Source organism: Sphingomonas sp. BK481, from assembly GCF_014194875.1.
Classification (GTDB): Bacteria; Pseudomonadota; Alphaproteobacteria; order Sphingomonadales; family Sphingomonadaceae; genus Sphingomonas; species Sphingomonas aerolata.
The window spans coordinates 1-20,407 of the sequence record NZ_JACIAP010000021.1; the positions used below are offsets into that span (position 1 = coordinate 1).

Here is a 20,407-nt window from a genome sequence, read left to right on the forward strand (position 1 = left end):
CCGCGCCGGCCTGATACGCGGCGCATCCTCCGGTGCCCGGCGTCACCTGTCATCCACCACGCTGATCCCACGCGATCCTTTTTCAACAGTCTCGATCGTTTGCGAGAGATGCGGCTGCGCTCGCGCAAAGGGAGCCGCGCGGCTCAATCGGCGCCCATGGCTGACTGCGAGCATGTCACGAGTGGGTTAGATGGCTCCGTCGCCCACTATTTTAGGTGCAAGTCCACCGTCTCAGGTGACGATCGCACGGTGCAGAACGTCCACCCTATTAGGGAAACCGACAGCTGTTCGGCTACTGATTCAGGATCGAACCAGGACCGATCGACCAGAACGAGCGAGCCTGATCCACTTTGCGAGGCGGCGCAGTGATGGTCACAGATAGCGAGCCTGCGTACCACGACGATGAGATCGTCGCATCGTTCTTGGTCACGGCTGCGAACGAACCGGCAGGCCCAACACCCAAGGATGATCGTCCGGCCGATCTCGACGCGATCATCAACGGAGCACTCACTGTCCTCGACCGCGTCGAACCTCAGGACCTCTACCTTCCCGATCTTGCGCCCGACGACCAAGAGCGCGTCGACCAGTTCCTGCGCCGCGGCCGCGCCGAGGCGACGCTGCAATCCTATCGATCTGACTGGGACCTGTTCCTCGCCTGGTGCACTGAGCGCCGCTACCGTCCGCTACCGGCAACGCCGGCAACCGTCGCCGCATTCCTGACGGAGCTCGCCACGTCGGGCTTCGTGCCGGCAGCTGACCAGTTCACCAAGACGGGCAAGCTTCGTATGCGGCGGGTGCCGAAGCCGCTGACCAGGGCGACAATCGACCGCCGTCTGGCGGCGATCGTCTTCGCGCACCGGATGGCCAAGATCGAACCGCCGACGTCGCAGCCCGGCGCGGGCGACCTGGGATTGGTCGTCGGCGGCATCCGCCGAACCAAGAAGGACGACGAGATCAACAAGAAGCGCGCGGCCGATGGCGACATCCTACGCGACATGCTTCGCAGCATCACCGGCGACGATCTGCGCGCACACCGCGATCGCGCGCTGCTTGCGATCGGAATGGGCGGAGCGTTCCGCCGTTCGGAGTTGGTGGCGATCACCGTCGCCCGCGTAACACGCGACGCCGAGGGGCTGACGATCCAGGTAAAGTCGTCCAAGACCGACCAGTTCGGCGAAGGCCAAGGCGTCGCCGTGCTCGACGGACCGAGGCTCGAGCCGGTGCGACACTATGAAGCATGGCTCGAACAGGCCGGAATCACGTCCGGCCCGGTATTTCGCAAGCTCACCCCACAAGGTCGGCTCACCGATAAGCCGATGAGCACCAAAGGCGTGGCGCTGGTGGTCAAGGCGGCCGCGGCCGCTGCTGGTTATCCGGCCGAGCTCTTCTCAGGTCACTCGTTGCGGGCAGGCTTTCTTACCGAGGCGGGACGCCAGAACGCCAACCTATTCAAGATGAGGCAGCATAGCCGGCATGCCTCGATCGACATGGTGGCGGAATATGTTCGGGACACGGAACGCTACCGCGATCACGCTGGGAAAGGCTTCATGTGATGAGGGGCCGGAAGACCCGGGTGGTTGTTCGCCGGTACTGGCGTCGGATAGCCGAATTTACAGAAATCACTTTCTGCAGCCGATAGATGGTTGGATCATGGGCATCATGACGATGCTCGTGACGTGGTCGGGCTTCCTTCAACCTGCAGTACCGCTACTCGCGATGAGCCTAGCGAGATAGATGTACTGAAAGCACGAGCCACGCATAGCGCCCGCGAATCCGGAGCCGCAAACGCTCGCAACGGTGTGTAATCGGGTTACACGCCCCCTTTCAGCCCCCTTGCCCGTCCCTCGCGCCACATAGAAATACTGAAAGCACGAGCATTTCTGGGATAGATTAACTGAAAGCACGAGCCACCGTGCAGGACGAGCAGCGATCGCGCCGTTTACGCTGCTCACGTCGTCCGCGTCTGGTCAGTTCAGGCTCGCTGCGGCCCCGCGATCACCCGATCGCGTGTCACCAAAAAGGGGAAGCCGTGCAGAAAAGAAAAACCCGGCACTAGGCCGGGCTTTTCGGAACCTCGGAAAAGGTCGTGTTGCAACGTCCCCTTAGCCGAGTCCCAATGACGCAGCAATAAGAAAGCGCAGTTCGCGCCACGGACTTCTGCGTCCGCACGGCATCCCAAAGGGGATTTGCCGAATGAACTCCTATGCTTACGCTCCGGGCGCCGGCCATAGGCGTCTTGATGAACGCACAGCTGCAACAGACCAGCTTGCGCAGCAGTTCGAGGGACTGCCGGAGGACGTCAGCCACCGGCAGGTCCTTACCGTCTTCAAGCGCGCAGCGCCTTACATCGGCATCCCTCCCCGCCTAGTCCACGCTGTCGACACGCTGATGAGCTGGTCGCGCTCGATCGATTGGGCGGACGGTCAGCGCCCGATCGTCTTCCCGTCCAACGAGAAGTTGACGCAGAAGCTCGGCATAGGTGTGCGTCAGGTGCAAAAGATGCTCGGCGCTGCGGCACGCCTCGGCCTAATCACACACCGAGATAGCGCGAACGGCAACCGGGTCGGTGCTCGTGGGAAGGACGGCCGGCTAATCTACGCCTACGGCATCGACCTCAGCCCTCTTGGCTTGCGATACGAGGAGTTCATGGCGGCCGCTACCAAAGGCGCCGAGGCGGATCTCCGAATTAAGGTGCTTCGCCAAAGACTGGCTGCGGCGCGGCGTCGTATCAGGACGCTTGCTCAGCTCGTTGATGACGAGCGGATCGACAGCATCGACGCCAGAACGGCTGTCGAGATCTCGCTTCTCGCAACAAGCCAGATGCGCCGCGTCCGTGATGAGGAGCTGTTGAGCGCTTGCGTCGACCAGATGGAGGCCCGGGCCGATGATCTTGCGAAGGCCGTCGCAGTCGCAACGCAGGGCTTTCCTGACCCTTTGATTCCACAAAAAGATTCGCCCTCGGGCGACTCTGACGACGCCCCCATTACAACTACAAAACAACCTAAAACTGCTAAAGCAGCTTACAGTAATGGCTATCCGGAAAAAAGTAGCAGAACGGAGTACGACGTCCGTTACCAGCAACCTCAAACCGAAGTTGAGGCCGACTTGGCGAAACACGGTGTTGATCCCGAGTTCATCGCCGCCGTCATCCCGGAGTTCATGCTTACCACCACGTCGAGACCGACTTGGGGTGATCTGATCAACACAGCAGAGCGATTGGTCGATCAGGCGGCGATCCACCGAAACGTGTGGCACGAGGCCTGTCGCCTTATGGGTCAAAAGGGCGCTGCAGCGTCGGTGATTGCAACCGCCCACAAACACATGCGGGGAGATGTCGATCGCCCAGGCGCCTACCTTCGAGGGATGAACAAGCACGCTGCTTCCGGGCAGCTCAACCTTGGCAGAACCTATCACGGGCTGAAGGACAGCGTCCGATCCGAAGGAATGCGGTCACTTGCGACAGGGTCGGATTCACGCTCGATTGGACAGCTTGCCGCGGCGGCGCTGGGCCTCGCTCGGGCCGGCCGCACTCAACGCTTGCTATGAGAAGATAGAAATACTGATAGCACGAGACGTGCCCCCCTGCCCCACTCTCTTAAGAGGGCGCGGCGATGTTAGCCGGGGCCACGACCGTGCAATCCTCGTGCTTTCAGTATATCTATGTCCTTCTGGGGTGATCGATAGCGCGAGCCGGGGTATGATCCTTCAGGAACTTGGAAGGGAGCGACGATGGCCAGGTCGAAAGCCATGCCGCAGCAAATCTCGCTGTTCGACATGGATAGCCCGTTGCACGGCAAGGTCCGCGGCGAGCGCTCCATTATGCACTTTCCATTTTTCGTGCTGTCGAAGAACCCCCACATGGAGCGCATCGAGTACCGTCGCGATAACGTGACGATCGAGATCCGCCCGAGCGACACCGGCGTTGCCACCATGTGGGACAAGGAGATCCTGCTCTACGTTGCCTCGCTGATCGCGCAGTCGATCGCTGACGGTCAGCCAGCCCAGGAAGAGGTGACCTTCGCAGCGCACGACTTTTTCCGGATCACAGGGGTCGAGCGTCCTTCGACTCGCGACTATAAGCGGTTCGCGGAAGCCTTGGAGCGGCTGCAGGGGACGCAGATCAAGACGAATATCGAGACCGGTTCCAAGATCGACCGGGGCTGGTTCTCATGGCTCGCTGAGGCTCAGGTCGAGTACGAGAAACTAGCCAACGGTGAGGAGGCGTTGCGGTATGTCCGTATCCGCCCCTGTAACTGGCTTTTCCGTGCGATCCAGCGCGACCAGCGGATGTACCACTACCACCACGACTATTTCCGGCTCGGTCCAATTGAGCGGCGCATGTACGAGATTGCGCACTGCTCGGGCGAGCCGATCGAAATGACCATCGAGGAGTTGCATCAGCAGGTCGGCTCGATGGGGCCGATCTCGCGGCTGAAGAGCCTCGCAAAGGAAATCCAGGCGGAGAACCGGCTCCCGGATTACGACGTCACCGTTATCAATACGATCACGGGCGAGCGCGTCGATGCGGTCGGTCGAACCCGCAAGACCAAAGGCATGGTAATCCAGATGCGGCCCAAGCACCGCACCGCCACAAAGCCCCAAGCGCTGGTGGCCTAGGCCCCCTCTCCTGTCCCGCAGAACGTTACGCAACGGGAATCGCTTCTCCTCCGTTAAGCCGGTGCCAAGGGCGTTGACGTTAAGGAGCGCTTATGTCGCAAGCTACCCTCGACGCCTGGATCTCACTCTACGCCGCAGTCGGACTGCTCGTCGCGATGTGCGCGATCATTGCAGGGATCAAAACGGTCCACGACTATCGCTCGGGAACCAGGACCCTGGCCACGACCACGGTGATGGACAAGGTTCTCGCGGTCATCCCCGCGTTTGGGTTCGTTGGCAGCTCAATTACCTGCTCGGTGCGCCGGCGATACTCGCGATCGCCATGCTTTACGCCAATCACCTCGGGTTCGCGACGCTCGTCGACGTGTAGTTGAAAAGCTGGGCGCCGCGGAAGGTCGGCACACTAGTCGATAGTGACGCCGTCTGGATCGTGGCCGTCCTGAACGCGCTCGCGCTCCAGCCCCGCGTGATCGCTGAGACGTAGCCGATCGTCTCGCGAAACGGCGGGATACGCCCGTTTAGACGAACCCGACCCGGTCCTGCGTTGTAGGCCGCGAGCGCCAAGTCCACCCTCTTGAACTCGTCCAGATGCTCGCGAAGGTAGCGGGCCCCTCCCCTCAGGTTCTGCAGCGGATCGCGGGAGTTGAATACGCCAAGGTAAGCCGCGGTGCCCGGCATCAGCTGCGTAAGGCCCACCGCACCTTTCGGCGAGACGATCTGCGGATTGTACTGGCTCTCCTGCGCAACGAGCGCATCGAACAGCCCGACGGGAACCCCTGCCTCGCAGGCGACGGCCGAGATCAGCGGGTAATAGCGTGCGCGCCGCTGCTCGAGGTACATGGGTAGGTCCCCCCGGGGACGGTACGGTGAAATCGAACACGCGGCCGGGCTGTAGAGATACGGTGCCACCGCAGCCGCAGCCGCGAGACCCGATGTCGTCACCTTTCCGGTCCTCATCCAAAGGGGCACCGGGATGGACGACCGCTCGACTGGAGCCATTGCGATCGCCGGCGCGAACGACGGAGGCGGCGCCATGCCCGCGAAGTCCTGAGCAAGCATTTCCGCCGAGAGCGCCGTCGCCTCGTTGGGAAGAGCAGCCGGGATCTCGATACCAATTGGCTTCTTGCCCACCTCGATTACGACACCGTCACCGACGTTTCTGAACGGCACCAGCTCGACCTGCTGAGCGGCAGCGCTGGTGATCGTCGCTGCGCCGGCAGCGACGCCGATCAGTAAGTTCGCAACAAAGGTCAGCCTGTTCGCCATGGCGGCAAGGGACCACACCCCTTCAGGCCTGACAACGTGGAATATTTTTACACCATTGCAGTGCAGAGCGCATTACACAGCGCGGCGCAAATCAATGTGTAGTGCGATTGTGCTTGCAAGGTGTAGCTCGCTTCGCCAATCACATGCAAAGACGCATGCAACGCGCATTGCACTGTAATGCTGGTTAGCAGTACAAAGGGACCGTCATGGCTGTCATTCTCGTGGGATCCATCAAAGGCGGAGTCGGCAAGTCCACCACCGCGCTCGCGCTAGCCTCCGAAATCAGGTCTGCGGGGCAGACGGTCTACGTCATCGACACGGACCCTCAGCTCTCCCTCTATCGCTGGTACGAGGACTGGAAGCTGAAGGATGGGATCGTGGTCGAGGACGGCCACAAGATGACGCAAAAGCAGCTGGAGACAGCCGTTTACGACGCATCGCAAGATTACCCGTTCGTGATCCTCGACGTGAAGGGCGCGATCAACGAGCAGGTGATGTACGCCACCCTGCAGGCGAACATGCTCATCATTCCTCAGCGCGCGTCGGCCGCGGACCTTGAGCGCTCGATCGAGTTCCTGGACCGCCTCGAGTTCATTGAGCGCGCCCGGCAGAGGCCCCTCCCCCATCGCATCCTGTTCACCCAGCGCACGACCGCGATCACCTCGCGAGCCGAGCGCGAGATCATGGAGCAGACGCGCCAGGCGGCGCCGGTCTTCTCATCAGAGTTGTTCCTGGGCGACGCCTATCGCGCGATGTTTCTCTACCGAATGACGTTGGAGGAACTGGACGCCCATAACCTCGCGCGGACCGAGCGCGCCCGCCAGAATGTTCAAAGCCTCCTTCGGGAGATCGTTGCAATCATCACATCCGAGGTCAAAGCATGAGCGAAGCACCAGAACCCAAGAAGTTCGGCCGCGCCGCTCGTGAGCCCGCTGCTAGCGGTCTCGATCTTTCAGCAATGCGCCCTACTCCCGCCCCTCGCCCCAGCGCTGCCCCAATGGAGTTGCCCGACGAATATCAATCAGCGCCGACGGCGCGACGCCGTAGGGTGCGCGAGACGAAGAGCAAGTCCGTGACCATGAGGATTACCCCAACCACCTACACCCGCTTCAACGAATATTGCGACCGCGAGCAGCTATCCTACCCTGACGCGCTCGATCGGCTTCTGGCGCTGGCTGAAGGCGCCAAGGACTAGGAGGGAAGGGGGTGAGGTGCATCATGAGAAAGGATGCACCATGACCCTAGTTGTTTGATCCCACGGTTTGATGGTGCGATCCTTTCGTTGGAATGGAAGGAAGCCGTATGGGACAAGTACGTCACGGGAGCGCCACGACCACGCACGCCGTCAGAGCAGCAATACAGCGATCGCAAGCTTCGCTCTCGACGCTGAGCCGAGAGCTGGGGATCAACCCGAAGACGGTCGCAAAATGGCGCAAGCGGGCAACGGTTGAGGATCTGAAGACCGGGCCGAAGGCCCCTCACTCCACGACCTTGACCCAAGCCGAGGAGGCAGCGGTCGTTGCATTCCGGCGTCACACATTACTGCCTCTCGACGATTGCCTATACGCGTTGCAGCCGTCGATCCCGCATCTGACACGGTCAGCGCTGCACCGCTGCCTGCAACGGCACGGCATATCCCGTCTACCGGACATTGAGGGGGACAAGCCGAAGCGACAGCGCTTCAAGCGCTACCCGATCGGCTTCTTTCACATGGATATCGCCGAGGTTCAGACTGCCGAAGGCAAACTTTACCTATTCGTCGGCATCGACCGCACGAGTAAGTTCGCGGTCACCCAGCTCGTCGACAAGGCGGACAGGCGAACGGCGTGGGAGTTCCTTGAACACCTGCTGAAAGCGGTGCCGTACCGGATCCATACGATCCTGACAGACAACGGCATCCAGTTTGCCGAGCAGCCGCGCAACCGTAACACCGCCTGGTCGCGTCAGATGCGCTTCGACATGATCTGCGAAGCAAACGACATCGAGCACCGGTTGACCAAGCCGAACCACCCGTGGACGAACGGTCAGGTCGAGCGGATGAACCGCACCATCAAGGAGGCGACGGTCAAACGCTTCCATTACGAGAGCCACGAGCAGTTGCGGGTGCACCTCGCAGACTTCATGGCAGCCTATAATTTCGCCCGTCGGCTCAAGACGCTCAGTGGCCTCACGCCTTACGAATACATCGCCAAAATCTGGACGTCAGAGCCTGACAGGTTCATCGTCGATCCGATCCACCAGATGCCGGGACTAAACACCTAGTCGCCCTCAAACCCACTCAGCAGGTAGTCAATATCGTAGGTGCCCTGGGCGGCACCTGGCGCGGCTATCTCGCGATGTGCCCCTGCCCTGCCCACCAGGACAAGACGCCGAGCCTCTCGGTCCGGCAGGGCAATGAAGGGATCCTCGTTCACTGCTTCGCAGGCTGCGACGCGGACGATGTCCTAAGAGAGATCTCCCGGCTGAGGCCCGGCCAACGTTACGAGCCGCCAAAGGCGGCACCGCTCGGCCGACAGCCGAATGTCGAGCGGCTTTGGAGCGAGGCCGTCCCGGTCGCCAGCACGCCTGCGGAGGCGTACCTGAGGCGGCGCGGGATCCGCGACGGGTTCGACGACCTCCGGTTTCACCCCCGATGCCCTTGGGGACCGAAGCCTACCACCCGGTTCCTCCCCGCGCTGATAGTCGCCGCCAGAGAAGGTCGAGCCCTACACGCCGTCCAGCGGGTCTTCCTCGACCTCGAACACGGAGGGTATCTCGAAAAGGTGATGCTGGGGACCCCGGCTGGCGCGAGTTGGCAGGGCATGCGCGTGACGGACACGCTGGCGCTTGCCGAGGGTTTCGAGACGGCAGCAATGTTCACGCAGCATAACGGCATCCCGTGCTGGGCGACGCTTGGCGCCGCGAGGCTCGACCGCGTCCACATCCCGGACTCAGTCAGGACGTTGATCTTCGCCGAAGACAACGATCCAGAGGGACGCCGCGCCCGTCGGAAAGCGTGGGCAGCTTACCGTCCGCGTGGCTTGAATCTCCGGCGAATGCCGCCTCCGAGGCAATTCGGCGACTGGGCCGACGTCAGAACCGGAGCATAGAGGGGAGGGGGACTGGTCTGGTGAGCTGCGTCGTGCAGCCACAGAGCCAGGAGATCCCCATGAACGACCTGTTCGACGCCGCACGCGATCGTGCGTCATGTTGCACCGCTGCGGCGATGCGGCTCGTTCCCAGCCTTGAGGGCCAGGACAAGATCACGCGCGCCTTGCTCAACGAGGCGATGACGACCGCCTTCGGCGGTTCCGACGCCGACGGCCGCTGGACCCAGCGCGAGAGCTTCGAGGTACTTGAGCTTGCACTTGCACTTGCAATGCGAAATCGCAGTACAGATCGCTTGCACGTTGCACATGATGATGTGCTGCAAGCTGCAGTGCTGCTCGATCGGCTTCCAACGCAAACCGTGAGAAGCGAGGAGCAGATCGAGTGGCAACAGTTCTCGACACCCCTCGACCTAGCTGCTGTCGCCCTGATCCTGGCGGCTCCCATGCCCTCCGACATCGTCCTCGAGCCGAGCGCTGGCAACGGCTTGCTGGTGGCCCAGCTTCCCACGGTCACGGCCCTCCAGCTCAACGAGATCGACCCTGCCCGGCGCGCCCGGTTGCAGGCGGTCTTTCCAGAAGCGCCAATCTCGGCTCATGACGGCGCAACGATCGGCAGCGCGATGGCAGCGTCGACCCGCCCGACACTGATCATCATGAACCCGCCATTCTCGCGCTCGATCGGGCACGGGACGGACTCGCTTGCCGCGGTTCGACATCTCCAGGCAGCGATCCGGCGCGTCCGCCCGAACGGCCGCGTGGTGGCGATCATGCCCGACTGGTTCACGAACTCCGCGCGCATGGGCCAGATCTGGACGACCACGCTGGAGCAGGTGACGGTCAGGACCTCGATCCGCCTCACCGACGCATACGGCAAGCACGGCACCGGCGTCGCGGTCCGCCTCTACGTTCTCGACAAAGCGGTCGGCCAGAGCAACAACGTGACGATCCAGCGAGGGACCGTGCGCGAACTCCTCCCGGAGATCAGCGTACCCGAACGCCTGGAGTTCTCGGACGAGGTCGAGAAGCCTGCCGCTGCGAGGGGAGGGGCCGTGTCCCTCTTCCGAAGCGTCCGATCGAAGCCCGCGACCGCGCCTCGCGTCTTCCGCGCGCGCGCCCGGAACGAGGTCGCGCCCGTGACGTACCAGGTCCTGGAAACCCCGGCACCGCTTGCGGAGCAGACGGGCGTCTATCTGCCATACCGGCCGAGCCGCATCGTCTTCGACAGTGCCGGCGAGCACCCGACCGCACTCGTTGAATCGGTCGCTATGGGCTCGATCCCCGCGCCGATCCCCACCCACGTCCCGGCGTTGCCGGAGCGGACGGTCAAGGACCGCCTCCTGTCCTCCTCGCAGCTGGAAACCGTGGTGTACGCCGGTCACGCGTGGACGCAGTTCATTCCCGGCCGTTTCCGTCCCGATCCCGAAGGCGTCGGCCTCATCATTGACGAGAACGGCAGCCGGTATCGCAAGGGCTTCTTCTTGGGAGACGGCACCGGCGCGGGCAAAGGCCGCCAGGTCGCGGCCGTGATCCTCGACAGCTGGCTCGCCGGGCGTCGCCGCGCCATCTGGGTGTCGAAGAACGAGGCCCTGCATGCCGACGCGATCCGTGACTGGACCGCACTTGGCGGGCTCGCAGCCGATGTCCAGCCGCTCTCCCGCTGGAAGATCGACGAGCCGATCGCGATGAGCGAAGGTGTTCTCTTCGTCACCTACCCGACTCTGCGCTCCACACGGGGTGATGCGAGCCGGCTCGAGCAGATCATCGCTTGGGCTGGCGACGACTTCGAGGGCGTGATCGCATGGGACGAGGCCCACGAGATGGGCGGCGTCGCGGGCGGCGAGGGGAGCATGATCGCTAAAAAGGGCTCCCAGCAGGGGATTGCCGGCGTCGTGCTGCAGAACCGCTTGCCCGGAGCGCGTGTCCTGTACGCGTCCGCAACCGGCGCCTCCGAGGTGAATAACCTCGCCTATGCCGTGCGGCTCGGCCTGTGGGGTCCCGAGACGTCGTTCGCTAACCGCGAGGCGTTCATCACCGAGATCAGGCAGGGCGGGATCGCCGCGATGGAGCTCGTCGCCCGCGACCTCAAGGCCACCGGCCTCTACACCGCCCGCGCGCTCAGCTTTGCCGGCGTCGAGTACGACATCCTGCGACATGAACTGACCCCTGAGCAGGTGGAGGTGTACGACGCCTACGCTGACGCCTGGGGCATTATCCACCGCAACATGGAGAAAGCCCTGGAGCTCACTGGCGTAGTGGATCCTTTGAAGGGCGACACGCTGAACTCCGGTGCCAAGGCGGCTGCGCGCTCGCGGTTTGAGAGCTGCAAACAGCGTTTCTTCGGTGCGGTGCTTCTATCGTGCAAGCTGCCGACCGTGATCGCTGCAGTGCGCCAGCACCTGGAGGCCGGTCAGTCCGTCGTACTCCAATTGGTCAGCACCGCCGAGGCGATCCTGGACAGGCGCCTAGGCGAACTCTCGCCGGACGAACGGGCCGAGCTCGACCTCGACCTTTCCCCGCGAGAAGCGATCATCGACTATCTGCAGCGTGCATTTCCCGTTCAGCAGATGACGCCGTACCGTGACGACACCGGTGAGATCCGGTCCCGGCCGATGTTCGACGAACGTGGCACGCCCGTCACCAATCCCGAAGCAGAAGCGGCCCGCGACGATCTGATCGAGCAGCTCTGCGCGCTCCCACCGATAGCGGCCGTGCTCGATGGCGTGCTCGAGCATTTCGGTCACGACAACGTCGCCGAGGTTACCGGGCGGACCAAGCGGCTCGTCAGCACCGCGAACGGCACCCAAAGGCTGGAGTCCCGTTCGGCCCGCGCGACCCAGGCGGATGCCGCTGCCTTCATGGCAGGGACCAAGCGCGTACTCGTGTTCAGCGACGCCGGAGGCACCGGCCGTTCCTACCACGCAAGCCTCGACGTCAAGAACCAGGAACAGCGGGTACACCTGTTGCTGGAGCCGGGTTGGCGCGCCGATCGCGCTATCCAGGGGCTGGGCCGCACACACCGTACCCATCAGGCCTGTACGCCGCTCTTCCGGCCCGTCACGACGGACTGCAAAGGCGAATTGCGGTTCACGTCGACGATCGCGCGGCGTCTGGACAGCTTGGGCGCGCTGACGCGCGGGCAGCGCCAGACAGGCGGCCAGAACCTCTTCGACCCGGCCGACAATCTCGAATCCGAGTACGCCAAGGCGGCCCTGATCACCTGGTATCACCTCTTGATCGCCGGCAAGCTCACCAGCACGAACCTCGTAGACTTTACGCACCGGACCGGGCTCGAACTGCAAGACAAGGACGGCGTCCTGAAGGACGACCTGCCACCCATTCAGCGCTGGCTCAATCGCCTCCTCGCGCTTCCGATCGGCTTGCAGAACCTCATCTTCGACGAGTTCCTAGCGCTCGTCGAAACCCGTGTCGCGGCAGCCCGGGATGCCGGCACGCTCGACGTAGGTGTCGAAACGATGGCCGTCGACACCGCGACCGTGCTCGACGACACGATCCTGCGGACCGATGCCGTTACGGGTGCAACCTCGCACCTCCTTACCATCGAGGTGACCCGACGGCGCCAGCCGGCGTCGCTCGACCTGGTGCTGCGCATCGCCGACAGCGACGGCACCGCCGTGTTCCTGCACAACGGCCGATCGGGGAAAGTCGCGCTGCGGACCGCCTCCAGGTCGGGGATGACCGACGAAGGTGTCGCGGTCGAACGGGTCGAGCTGATGCGGCCGACGCGTCGAGAATATCTAACGATGGACGACATGTACGAGACGGCTTGGGAGGAGTGCTCACGCGAGACCTTCCAGAGGGCTTGGGAGGTGGAGACTGAGGAAGCCCGCACCAAGGTCGACACCGAGACGATCCGGCTGGCCACCGGCTTGCTCCTCCCGATCTGGTCGGCGCTACCGAGCGATCACCTGGCGGTGAACCGCGTCGTAGACGGAGAAGGCCGTTCCTGGCTTGGCCGAATGGTCTTCCCCCGGGATCTTCACGGGTTGTTCAACAAACTCGGCCTGGACGAACCCCAGGTCCTCAGCCCGGACGAAATTACGAAGGCCGCGCTGGAAGGCGGCTCGATCGTCCTCAAGCGACCATTCGCATGCGAGGTGAAGCGCGCTCGGGTCAACGGCAAGCCTCGGATCGAGGTTGTCGGTGCTCCCGCCGCGCAACTGCCGTGGCTGAAGTCGATCGGCTGCTACACGGAAATCGTCTCGTACAAGACGAGGCTCTTTGTACCCAACGAGGGTGCCTCGGAGGTGATCGCCCGCCTGACGGCACAATCGGACGGCTGACGCCGCCACATTGCAAAGCGCGGTACAAGGCGCAGTGCATGTCGCTGCGCGAGCTACGGAGCAGAAGGGAAGGGGGAGCGGGGAGGGTGTTCGGCGAGGGATTTCGTCGGACACCAACCACGCTCAGGAGACTGGCGATGACCCAGACCGTCAAACTCGCGAAGCTGAAGCAGTCCGAGAAGAACGTCCGCACGACGCAGCCCAAGAACATCCCCGCTATGGCCGCCAGCATCCGGGCGCGCGGCATCATCCAGAACCTGCTGGTCACGCCGTCGAAGCCCCGCGGCTCGTTCGAGGTGATCGCCGGCGAACGCCGTTTCCTCGGAGCCATGATGCTCGCCGAGGCGGGTGAAATCGTCGCGGCCGACTACGACGTGCCCGTCAAGATCGTCGTCGGTGACGACAACGACCTGCGCGAGCTCTCACTGACTGAGAACTTCCAGCGCGAGGTGATGACGCCGGCGGAGGAGTGCCGCGCGTTCCAGCACTTCCTGCAATCGGACGGCGACATCGATGCTGTCGCCAAGCGCTTCGGCCAGACCCGCCGCTTCATCGAGGGTCGCCTCCGGCTCGCCAACCTCGCGGAACCGGTATTCGAGGCGCTGGCGAACGGCGAAATCACCCTGGACATGGCGAAGGCCTATGGTTCGACCGAGGACCGCGCGAAGCAGGAGCGCGTCTTCGCCCAGTATCGGCACAGCGCCTACATCAACGCCGACCAGATCCGCCGCGCCATCTCGAACGACACCATGAAGGCGACTGACCCTGTCGCGATCCTGGTCGGCGCTGACGCCTATGTCGCCGCTGGCGGGCGCATCGAGCGCGAACTGTTCAACGAGGACGGCGACCGCTGGTCGGATCCCGAGATCGCGCAGTCGCTCGCCGGCACGATCATGGAAGCCGAGGCCAAGCGTCTCGGTGAGGAACAGGGGCTCGCCTGGATCCGGCCGATCGTCACGACCAACCTTTATGGTGCAACAGCGGACCTCCACCGGGTTCCACTGGCGGCCGCACCGCTCAGCGAAGCCGAAGAAGTCCGCGCTTTTGAGATCTCCGAGCGGATCGAGGCCATCTCCGAAGAGATGAACGACGAGAGCCTCGACGATGCCGCCTACGGCGCGCTCGAAACCGAGACGGAGCAGCTCCAGCAGGAATACGAGAACATCCACAACAAGCCGCCCGTGCTGCCCGACGAGATCAAGGGGCAGGTCGGCACGTTCCTGATGCTCGACCGGACCGGCAAGCTCGTGCTCGAGACCACCTACTACAGCGAAGCGCCGCTGCGCGCGCCGGGCGACGAGGCGGACACCAAGCCGGCAGGATCGAGCCGCGACACCACCTCTCTGCCGCCCGAGGCCGTCGCGCCGGGCGGAAAGCCGCTCAGCGCCCGCCTCCACGACGAGCTCGCGGTCCAGCGACGCGACATCCTCGCCGCCTCGATCCTGGGCGATCCCGGGCTCGCGCTCGACTATGCGCTGTTCGCCATGGTCGACCGCACCCGCAACTACGGGCGTTCCGGCACGACCATCACTGCGGGCCGGCCGAACGATCCGCAGATGCCGGCAGAGTTCGCGCCCACGCAGGCTCGGATCGCGATCGCCGAGGCGCGCGAAGCGCTCGATACCAGCTGGACCGAGCTGGGCTCTCCGGTCGAGCGGTTCGAGGCGTTCCGCGCGCTTTCCGACGATGCCAAGGCGGCCTGGCTCGCCATCATGGTCGCGGACTCGCTTGAGGCGAAGCAGGAATACGGCGCGGTCACGACCAACCCGCTTCACGCCCGTCTCGCCTCCATCTTGGAGATCGACGTCGCCAAGTGGTGGCGGCCGACCTGCGAGAACTTCTTCGACCGCGTCTCGAAGGGCACGCTGCTGGCGACCCTCACCGAGGTGGGGGGCTCCACTCTCGCGGCCCGCTATCTTGGCTCCAAGAAGGGCGAGATCTCGACGAGCTGCGAAAGGCTGTTCGCGGGCGAGGCGATCACCGAGGCGGAGACCAAGGAGGCGGCGCTCGCATGGGTGCCCGACGCCATGCGCTTCGACGCCGTCGGTACGGCCGAGCTGGTCGAAGACACCGGGCCCGGTGACGACGACAGTGGCACCGGATCGGACGACCACGACCCGTCCGGCGACGAGGTCAATGACGACACCGACGACACCGGCGACACCGACGCGGATGCCGGCGCGGTGAACGACGAGAACGAGCTCGTCGCAGCCGAATAACCCCTGCCCGACTGTCTCCTGGGCAACCTTGCGGCCGCTCCGATGGGGCGGCCGCTCTTTTTTCGCGAGGGCGCAACGCCGCCCCTTGGGGAGTTATCGCCATGACCTTTCGCCGCAAGCCCGACGCGCCACGCCGCGACGTCGCCGCCGAAATTACCAACCTGATCATCGAGAAGCTCGAAGCCGGCGTTCTGCCTTGGTCACGTCCTTGGGGACTGACCGGAGCAGGCGGCCGACCGCTGCGTCACTGCGGTACGCCCTACACGGGGATCAACACCCTCTACCTGTGGGCAATCGGCGACGCTCGTGGCTACAACAGCCGCACCTGGATGACCTATCGCCAGGCCGAAGAGCTGGGCGGCCAGGTCCGGCGCGGCGAGCGCGGGTCGCTGAGCGTGTACTTCTCCAGCTTCTCAAAGACCGAGACGGACCGCGTCACCGGCACCGAGGCGACCAAGAACATTCGCTTCCTGCGGTCCTACATCGTCTTCAACGTCGATCAGATCGACGGGCTGCCGACCTACTACTATCCAACCGTCGCGCCGCCACAGCCGCGGGTCGAGTCCGAACACCGCGCGTCGATCGATGCCTTTTTCGGGGCTTTGCCGGGCACAGTCCGGCATGGCGGCGACCAGGCGTATTTCTCGCCCATCGGCGACTACATCCAGATGCCGAACCGCGGCGCGTTCCGGTCGGACGATCATTACGCCAGCACCCTGGGGCACGAATACACCCACTGGTCGGGTGCGGCGTCGCGTCTCGCACGCGAGTTCGGCAAGAAGTTTGGCGACAGCGCTTATGCGTTCGAGGAACTGGTAGCGTCGATCGGGCAATGCCTCGTCTGCGCCGAGCTGAGCTTGCCCGGCGACCTGCATGACAACCACGCCAGCTACATCGAGCACTGGCTTCGCATCCTGAAATCGGACTCGAGCGCGATCATCAAGGCCGCGTCGAAGGCCGAGCAGGCATTCAACTACCTGAGGGACCTTGCGCGGCCTGCCAGCGCGTCCCCGGCCGACGGCGAGATGGCAGAGTGGCACGAGCCCGAGGCGCTCGCCGCATGATCCCCCGTGCAAGGAGACGCAACCATGCGTATCGAGCTGAAGAAGCTGAAGGTCGTCAACGCCCTCTCCGAGGAGACGACCTGCTATACCGCCGAGATCTGGGTAGATGGGGCGCGCGCGTTCCTGGCGTCCAACCGAGGCCATGGCGCCGCGGACGACTTTCATCAGGTCGGCGTTGTCAGCGAGCCGTCGGTCAACGCCTGGCTCGCCGCAAATCGGCAGCCCACGCGCTTCGGCGACACCGTTCTCGAGCACACGCTCGAGTTCGAGGTCGCGGCGCTGATCACGAAGACCGAGGAGGCAAAGCGGCTCCGTCGCTCTTTCAAGAAACAGCTTGTCGTGATCGATGACGGCAAGGTGTTCGGCTACCCGCTGAAAGGGCGTTCAATGAGCGCCGTGGCCGACGCCGTGCGCCGCACCCGACCGGGCATTCGTGTCGTGAACGACGATGAGACGGCTGTGGAGCAAGCGGTCGATCTGCTGATCGCGCAATCCGAACAGGCCCAATCGTGAAGCTCGACCTCATGCAGCTGCTCGGCCCGACCCGACCCGACCCGGTTTGGCAGGCCGAGCGGGCGGGCTGGCGTTGCTACGTCTTTGGTAACGGCTGCGGCTACCGAGCAGGAACCCGGCTTGCGGCCGCCTGGGAGCGGGGGTTCGCGGCAGCGGCGCGATCCTCCGATCCGATGGGCCTGATGCTCTGAAGGCGGGAAGGGGAGGGGGAAGCGGGATGGTGAGCGCGAGACGCGCTCAGGACCCGGAGACCGCCATGCCCTACGACGTGCCTTTCCGCCACCAGCAGGCGCTCGATCCCAGCGCACTCACCACGATCACAACCGGCCTTCACGCGCTGTCGCGCGCGATCGACGACTGCCGCAACGCGGGCGTCAGCCTTGAGGCAGACGCTGCGGTAATCCTGCTGGCTCGCCATCTCGGCACCCTCACACAGACCATGCCCGACGACGCCGTACTGCGGCGCCGTGCCACGGAGAGCATCGCCGAGCTGCAGCGCTTCCCGGCGCTGCTGACGCTGGCAATCCGGGGCGTCGCATATGATGCGGCCGCCAAGGATCTCTTCCACGCCGATGGGCGACGCGCGATGCTCAAGCTGGCCGCTGCTCTCTGCCTTCCCGACGGCAGCTATTCCATTCGGTCAAACCGATCGGGTCCGGCTGTCTCCGGCGAGATCACGCTTCACGGCGAGGAGGTCTGGGTTCAGCTCTCGCTTGGAGCGCTTGGACCCGACTACGAAGTTTCGTTCCGACGCGTCAAGAGCCGCGACGACCATCTTGGCGATCGACGCCGGTTCGCAGCGATCCGCGAACTCCTCAACCCCGAGCGCTTTGCCGAACGGGTGCGCCGCGAGTTGCGGCTGGCACCCGCTTCGGCCGAACGCGTCACCCTGTTCGGCTGACCCGGATGGAACTGCTCGCCACCCGAGCCCGCGTGACGGGGATTCACCCTCAATACCAGTACCGGCTCTACGCCTCGTTCGCCACCCTCTCGCCGGAACGCGTGTTCCAGATCCACTACCATAGCGACTTCGGCCACGGGCGAGGTCTGTTGGCCAAGATGAGCGAGGTGATCGCTCCGATCGCGTGGCTGGCCATGCCGCCCGGCCGGGAGAAGTCCCTGCAGGCAAGGGCAATTCATCTGATGGCCGCGAGGATCGAGACGGCCGTCCTGTCGACAGTGTTCCCCGAGGCCATGGTCGACCCGATCCCGCTCTTGCTCGAAATTACCAACGAACTGCCGGACGAGCGAGTGTCCGTCGAGATCGCTGACATCATGGGCCGATACCAGCCGCTCGCCGACGATCCGGCGTTGGCCGACCGTCTTGACCCCCGCCGCCTCTGACGCGGCCCAACTGGAAAGGATTTACCATGGGCTGGCTCACCATGCCGTTGTCGTCGATGCACCCGCACACGACCCCGAAAGCCTATCTCGACGCCCAATTCACCTATGACCGACGGGATGACGCCGGAAAGGGCAGGGCGCTTCGGATCGTCGCGTCCTCCTGGCTCCGCAACCAGGTCTATTACGCGGCCGCGGTGCCGAGCACCGATGGGGTCGATGAGCCGACCTTCGCCGTCGTCTGCCTGGTCAAGTGGAACCCTCGCGACAAGGAGGGCTACGTCTTCGGCTTCAAGGATATGACGGAGCACATGGGACCGTCCGAAGCCGAATGCCCGGAGCGCATCCTGGCGCTGCTCGGCGACACCGACGATCCCTCCGCGCTCAACTGGCGCCGGCGCTGCATCGATAACCTTGCGCGCGCGTCGCGACCGCTGGAGCACGGGATGCGTATCCGTCTTCCCTCCCCGGTGAAGTTCACCGACGGCTACGAAGGCGACGAGTTCATCGTCCACAGGCGGGGCCGCAAGATCGAGCTCGCAAAGCCCGGCTGCAGCTACCCCGGCTACAGGCTCAGTGGCCTCCGCCAGATGGCCTGGATCATCGTCCCCGAGACGAAGGTTCACAAGACCGTGTTCGCTTGATCAACAAGCTCACCCAAACCAGGATCATCGCCATGATCGCCCTCCACGACCATTCGCCCTTGAGCCCGAAGCGCCGAACGCTCTGCAGCCGCGAGAACGCCCAGCGCGTGGCAGCACGCATGATGGACGACGGCTTGGATTGTGTCTCCATCCTTCGGACCAGCAACCCCCTCCAGCCCCTCCGGGTCATCGCCGAAAGCGTCGACGGGCCCGAGGTCGAGCTCGAGATGCGCCTCGCATGAGGCCGCTCCTGCTACTCCTCTCGGTGACCGTATCAGCGTGCAGCGCCAGCCCCGGGCAGGAGGTCGCCCAACCGGAGGTCCGCGGCGATGCCCGCGCGCTCGACGGCGACACCGTTTCGATAGACTTCCGCTTCTCGGGCGCGGATTCGGTTGAGAAAAAGCAGCAGTGCGAGCGATCGGGGTCCTGCTACCCGTGCGGCAAGGTCGCCCAGGACGCGACCGCACGCATGCTCAGGAGCGGAGAGGCAACGATCAGCCTTGTCGGGAGCAGCAGCTACGGCCGTCCCGTCGCGATCGTCAGCGTGAACGGGTCGGATCTTGGAGAGCAACTGATCTCCCAAGGGTTCGCCGTGCCGGCCACGAAATACCTGAAGAACGATCCCGAGCGGGCGACCCGCTACGTCGAGGTGTTCGAGGATGCGCGTCGCCACCGACGAGGCATTCACTCAGGCGAATGGATCGAGCCGGAGAAATGGCGTCGCGGGGAACGCCTCGCCTGCGAGCGGCGTTGAACCTACACCCCCCCCGAACAAGACGGGCGGCCCCGGCTCAAGCCAGGGCCGCCTTTCTTTTTGCCGTCAGAGCGACAGCTTCGGGTCGACGACCCGATCGAAGGCCTCGTAATCCGGGCCGGGGTCGAACGACCACGACGGACCGATCTCGAAGTCGACGTCGAACCTCCCCACGGGACCGTCAGGCTCAGAGGCGACATAGGGCGACACCAGCGGCAGCATCGGACGCTTGCCGCGCAGCAACTCGCCGGCGAGCTTGCCACGCGCCTGCAGCACCCCTTCCAGCCACTGCAGATCGTCTAGGACGAGAACAATGCCCTTGCCCGCGAGCGCGTAGTAGATGCAGCGCTGAAAGTCGTCGCACTGGTTCGAGAGGATTGTGGTGAGCTTGCGCTTTCCGGCAGGCTCGCCCTCGTGGATCCACTCCACTGCCTCGCGCAACTCACGCACCGAGTAATAGGCGTCCTCCGGACCGAGACCGATACATGCGGCCGCGATCATCCGCCGAGTGGGCCGGATGCTCGGATCGCTCGACGCGTCCTTGAGGGTTAGATCGAGGTCGAAGGCTTCGATGCAATCGGTCTTCATGGCGCACTTCT

19 protein-coding genes are annotated in these 20,407 nt (G+C 64.1%); 17 read left to right on the plus strand and 2 right to left on the minus strand.

The genetic code is table 11. The features are described 5' to 3' along the window. Window positions 1-368: 368 nt before the first annotated feature. The 3 genes from FHY04_RS20985 to FHY04_RS20995 all read left to right on the plus strand — a co-directional run bounded on the left by FHY04_RS20985 (window position 369) and on the right by FHY04_RS20995 (window position 4,617). Window positions 369-1,553 (plus strand): tyrosine-type recombinase/integrase, encoded by a 1,185-nt coding sequence (locus tag FHY04_RS20985; protein ID WP_151992504.1) that lies wholly within the window; start codon window positions 369-371, stop codon window positions 1,551-1,553. A gap of 640 nt (window positions 1,554-2,193) precedes the next feature. Continuing rightward, window positions 2,194-3,546 (plus strand): plasmid replication protein RepC, encoded by a 1,353-nt coding sequence (gene repC, locus FHY04_RS20990; protein WP_151992016.1) that lies wholly within the window; start codon window positions 2,194-2,196, stop codon window positions 3,544-3,546. 183 nt (window positions 3,547-3,729) lie between these two features. Continuing rightward, window positions 3,730-4,617, plus strand: a complete 888-nt coding sequence (locus FHY04_RS20995; protein WP_151992017.1) for a replication initiator protein A — start codon at window positions 3,730-3,732, stop codon at window positions 4,615-4,617. Between the two features lie 336 nt (window positions 4,618-4,953). On the opposite strand, the gene FHY04_RS23005 is transcribed toward FHY04_RS20995, so the two are convergent. Continuing rightward, the gene (locus FHY04_RS23005; protein ID WP_201302695.1) at window positions 4,954-5,883 is read right to left on the minus strand and encodes a lytic transglycosylase domain-containing protein; all 930 of its coding nucleotides are present in this window, start codon (window positions 5,881-5,883) and stop codon (window positions 4,954-4,956) included. 206 nt (window positions 5,884-6,089) lie between these two features. Here FHY04_RS23005 and FHY04_RS21005 point away from each other — a divergent pair, with 206 nt between their 5' ends. The 14 genes from FHY04_RS21005 to FHY04_RS21065 all read left to right on the plus strand — a co-directional run bounded on the left by FHY04_RS21005 (window position 6,090) and on the right by FHY04_RS21065 (window position 19,808). Further along, a complete protein-coding gene (locus tag FHY04_RS21005) occupies window positions 6,090-6,767 on the plus strand; it encodes a ParA family protein (RefSeq protein WP_151992019.1) in 678 nt (225 codons plus the stop codon). Between the two features lie 188 nt (window positions 6,768-6,955). After that, complete coding sequence (locus FHY04_RS22830) at window positions 6,956-7,078, plus strand: hypothetical protein (RefSeq protein ID WP_260171709.1); 123 nt, start codon at window positions 6,956-6,958, stop codon at window positions 7,076-7,078. A 107-nt stretch (window positions 7,079-7,185) separates the two neighbouring features. Beyond that, window positions 7,186-8,145, plus strand: a complete 960-nt coding sequence (locus FHY04_RS21010) for an IS481 family transposase (RefSeq protein ID WP_056409552.1) — start codon at window positions 7,186-7,188, stop codon at window positions 8,143-8,145. A gap of 74 nt (window positions 8,146-8,219) precedes the next feature. After that, window positions 8,220-8,972 carry a toprim domain-containing protein gene (locus FHY04_RS21015; RefSeq protein WP_183937783.1) on the plus strand — a complete coding sequence of 251 codons (753 nt, stop codon included), beginning with the start codon at window positions 8,220-8,222 and terminating at the stop codon, window positions 8,970-8,972. Window positions 8,973-9,031: 59 nt separating this feature from the next. Further along, window positions 9,032-13,273 (plus strand): strawberry notch family protein, encoded by a 4,242-nt coding sequence (locus tag FHY04_RS21020; RefSeq protein WP_159513011.1) that lies wholly within the window; start codon window positions 9,032-9,034, stop codon window positions 13,271-13,273. A 137-nt stretch (window positions 13,274-13,410) separates the two neighbouring features. Continuing rightward, the gene (locus FHY04_RS21025) at window positions 13,411-15,492 is read left to right on the plus strand and encodes a ParB/RepB/Spo0J family partition protein (RefSeq protein ID WP_159513027.1); all 2,082 of its coding nucleotides are present in this window, start codon (window positions 13,411-13,413) and stop codon (window positions 15,490-15,492) included. A 101-nt stretch (window positions 15,493-15,593) separates the two neighbouring features. Then, window positions 15,594-16,556 (plus strand): ArdC family protein, encoded by a 963-nt coding sequence (locus FHY04_RS21030; protein WP_159513010.1) that lies wholly within the window; start codon window positions 15,594-15,596, stop codon window positions 16,554-16,556. A gap of 24 nt (window positions 16,557-16,580) precedes the next feature. Continuing rightward, window positions 16,581-17,069, plus strand: a complete 489-nt coding sequence (locus FHY04_RS21035; RefSeq protein WP_159513009.1) for a hypothetical protein — start codon at window positions 16,581-16,583, stop codon at window positions 17,067-17,069. Beyond that, window positions 17,066-17,260, plus strand: coding sequence for a hypothetical protein (locus FHY04_RS21040; protein ID WP_236559358.1), 195 nt, complete (start codon window positions 17,066-17,068; stop codon window positions 17,258-17,260). Before FHY04_RS21035 ends, FHY04_RS21040 begins: the two co-directional genes overlap by 4 nt. A 65-nt stretch (window positions 17,261-17,325) precedes the next feature. Then, on the plus strand, window positions 17,326-17,970 hold the full coding sequence (locus FHY04_RS21045; RefSeq protein ID WP_159513008.1) for a hypothetical protein: 645 nt from the start codon (window positions 17,326-17,328) through the stop codon (window positions 17,968-17,970). Between the two features lie 5 nt (window positions 17,971-17,975). After that, window positions 17,976-18,413, plus strand: a complete 438-nt coding sequence (locus tag FHY04_RS21050; RefSeq protein ID WP_159513007.1) for a hypothetical protein — start codon at window positions 17,976-17,978, stop codon at window positions 18,411-18,413. A gap of 26 nt (window positions 18,414-18,439) precedes the next feature. Next, window positions 18,440-19,054, plus strand: coding sequence for a DUF6927 domain-containing protein (locus tag FHY04_RS21055; RefSeq protein ID WP_183937785.1), 615 nt, complete (start codon window positions 18,440-18,442; stop codon window positions 19,052-19,054). Next, a complete protein-coding gene (locus FHY04_RS21060) occupies window positions 19,051-19,296 on the plus strand; it encodes a hypothetical protein (protein WP_311725881.1) in 246 nt (81 codons plus the stop codon). Before FHY04_RS21055 ends, FHY04_RS21060 begins: the two co-directional genes overlap by 4 nt. Continuing rightward, window positions 19,293-19,808, plus strand: a complete 516-nt coding sequence (locus FHY04_RS21065; RefSeq protein WP_159513400.1) for a thermonuclease family protein — start codon at window positions 19,293-19,295, stop codon at window positions 19,806-19,808. The genes FHY04_RS21060 and FHY04_RS21065 overlap by 4 nt, the downstream gene beginning before the upstream one ends. Window positions 19,809-19,874: 66 nt before the next feature. On the opposite strand, the gene FHY04_RS21070 is transcribed toward FHY04_RS21065, so the two are convergent. Further along, a complete protein-coding gene (locus FHY04_RS21070; RefSeq protein ID WP_159513399.1) occupies window positions 19,875-20,396 on the minus strand; it encodes a hypothetical protein in 522 nt (173 codons plus the stop codon). Between the last annotated feature and the right edge of the window lie 11 nt (window positions 20,397-20,407).

Excerpts from the sequence above, each read along its gene's own strand:
- FHY04_RS21055 (WP_183937785.1), top strand. The coding sequence starts at position 18,440 with ATGGGCTGGCTCACCATGCCGTTGTCGTCGATGCACCCGCACACGACC.
- FHY04_RS21005 (WP_151992019.1), top strand. The coding sequence starts at position 6,090 with ATGGCTGTCATTCTCGTGGGATCCATCAAAGGCGGAGTCGGCAAGTCC.
- FHY04_RS21045 (WP_159513008.1), top strand. The coding sequence starts at position 17,326 with ATGCCCTACGACGTGCCTTTCCGCCACCAGCAGGCGCTCGATCCCAGC.
- FHY04_RS21020 (WP_159513011.1), top strand. The coding sequence starts at position 9,032 with ATGAACGACCTGTTCGACGCCGCACGCGATCGTGCGTCATGTTGCACC.
- FHY04_RS21010 (WP_056409552.1), top strand. The coding sequence starts at position 7,186 with ATGGGACAAGTACGTCACGGGAGCGCCACGACCACGCACGCCGTCAGA.
- FHY04_RS21065 (WP_159513400.1), top strand. The coding sequence starts at position 19,293 with ATGAGGCCGCTCCTGCTACTCCTCTCGGTGACCGTATCAGCGTGCAGC.
- FHY04_RS21015 (WP_183937783.1), top strand. The coding sequence starts at position 8,220 with ATGTGCCCCTGCCCTGCCCACCAGGACAAGACGCCGAGCCTCTCGGTC.
- FHY04_RS21050 (WP_159513007.1), top strand. The coding sequence starts at position 17,976 with ATGGAACTGCTCGCCACCCGAGCCCGCGTGACGGGGATTCACCCTCAA.
- FHY04_RS23005 (WP_201302695.1), bottom strand. The coding sequence starts at position 5,883 with ATGGCGAACAGGCTGACCTTTGTTGCGAACTTACTGATCGGCGTCGCT.
- FHY04_RS20995 (WP_151992017.1), top strand. The coding sequence starts at position 3,730 with ATGGCCAGGTCGAAAGCCATGCCGCAGCAAATCTCGCTGTTCGACATG.
- FHY04_RS20985 (WP_151992504.1), top strand. The coding sequence starts at position 369 with ATGGTCACAGATAGCGAGCCTGCGTACCACGACGATGAGATCGTCGCA.
- FHY04_RS21025 (WP_159513027.1), top strand. The coding sequence starts at position 13,411 with ATGACCCAGACCGTCAAACTCGCGAAGCTGAAGCAGTCCGAGAAGAAC.
- repC (WP_151992016.1), top strand. The coding sequence starts at position 2,194 with ATGAACTCCTATGCTTACGCTCCGGGCGCCGGCCATAGGCGTCTTGAT.
- FHY04_RS21070 (WP_159513399.1), bottom strand. The coding sequence starts at position 20,396 with ATGAAGACCGATTGCATCGAAGCCTTCGACCTCGATCTAACCCTCAAG.
- FHY04_RS21035 (WP_159513009.1), top strand. The coding sequence starts at position 16,581 with ATGCGTATCGAGCTGAAGAAGCTGAAGGTCGTCAACGCCCTCTCCGAG.
- FHY04_RS21030 (WP_159513010.1), top strand. The coding sequence starts at position 15,594 with ATGACCTTTCGCCGCAAGCCCGACGCGCCACGCCGCGACGTCGCCGCC.